At 61.1% G+C, this 802-nt stretch carries 3 protein-coding genes; all 3 read right to left on the minus strand.

Annotated elements, in window-relative coordinates:
- Positions 1-233, minus strand: a 233-nt coding sequence (locus tag D1614_RS27945; protein ID WP_147384377.1) for a DUF4126 domain-containing protein, incomplete at its 3' end; no start/stop codon positions are given.
- An 81-nt stretch (positions 234-314) separates the two neighbouring features.
- Positions 315-440, minus strand: a complete 126-nt coding sequence (locus D1614_RS27950; RefSeq protein ID WP_206610142.1) for a DUF2501 domain-containing protein — start codon at positions 438-440, stop codon at positions 315-317.
- 145 nt (positions 441-585) lie between these two features.
- Positions 586-802, minus strand: a 217-nt coding sequence (locus D1614_RS27955; protein WP_497006667.1) for a cold-shock protein, incomplete at its 5' end; no start/stop codon positions are given.

Here is an 802-nt window from a genome sequence, read left to right on the forward strand (position 1 = left end):
GTCTGGATGCCATCCCACACGGAATCGAAACCGGGAATCTTGTCGGCCAGAAATTCCGCCACCGCCAGCACACCGGCCAGGCCGATCACCCACCACGATTCCAGCATCTGCAGGCCGGGCGGCAAATGCAGCCAACCCGTGCGACCCAGCACGCCCGCAGCAAATACGGCCAAGTAGAGGCGAAATCCGCTGGTCCAGGAGAGTCCGGCTGCCAGCGCGGCGGTTTCCAGCATGAGGTTCCTTGGGAGCGAAGAAGGGGCCGGCGAACGGTGAATCGATATTGCAGTGTAGTGCGCGCTCGCCTGCGCCGCGGCCTAAAGCAGCGATTTGCCCTGCGACAGGATCTTCTCCCAAGCGTGCCGGGTGATCTGCGATCTGAGGCTGCCCAGGTCGAATGTGTTGCCATCTGAGCCGGTGAGGATGCCATTTGTGCCCTCGATGGAACCCGGATTGCCCGAAACGACGTGTTACGCGCGGTGCACCGCCATCATAGTCCTGCGCCCGGGCAACAAAAAACCCGGCATGTCGCCGGGTTTTTTGCATTTGCGCGCCCTCGCCATGCGGCAAGGTGCCGCACAACGCCAATCAGGCAGCCTGGATGTTGGTGGCCTGCTTGCCCTTCGGGCCTTGCGTCACTTCTAACGAGACGCGCTGATTTTCCTTGAGCGTCTTGAAGCCAGCCATTTGGATGGCCGAGAAATGCGCGAACAGCTCCTCGCCGCCTTCGTCAGGCGAGATGAAACCGAAACCCTTGGCGTCGTTAAACCATTTGACCGTACCGAGTGCCATGAAAACCCCTCCG

Origin of the sequence: Maribellus luteus (assembly GCF_003576475.1) — a bacterium.
Classification (GTDB): domain Bacteria; phylum Bacteroidota; class Bacteroidia; order Bacteroidales; family Prolixibacteraceae; genus Draconibacterium; species Draconibacterium luteum.